Source organism: Ruminococcus sp. N15.MGS-57, from assembly GCF_000980385.1.
Classification (GTDB): domain Bacteria; phylum Bacillota; class Clostridia; order Oscillospirales; family Ruminococcaceae; genus Hominimerdicola; species Hominimerdicola aceti.
On record NZ_LARF01000165.1, the window covers coordinates 1 to 256 of the forward strand.

General features: G+C 51.2%; 2 tRNA genes. Both read left to right on the forward strand.

Going from position 1 to position 256, the window contains the following annotated elements:
- A tRNA-Met gene (locus tag WS40_RS11115) sits at positions 1-68 on the forward strand.
- Between the two features lie 39 nt (positions 69-107).
- Positions 108-181: transfer RNA gene (locus tag WS40_RS11120), tRNA-Asp, on the forward strand.
- Positions 182-256: the final 75 nt, after the last annotated feature.

Genomic DNA, 256 nt, shown 5'->3' on the forward strand with positions numbered 1-256 from the left:
TTAGCTCAGTTGGTTAGAGCAACCGGCTCATAACCGGTCGGTCCTGGGTTCGAGTCCCCGAAGGTCCACTGAAAGCAGTTCCATTTCATAAGATAAATAATAAATATGGCCCAGTGGCTCAGTTGGTTAGAGCGTCGCCCTGTCACGGCGAAGGTCGTCGGTTCGAGTCCGATCTGGGTCGTTAAAGGATTTTAATCCTTGTGGGGTCTTAGCTCAGCTGGGAGAGCATCTGCCTTACAAGCAGAGGGTCATAGGT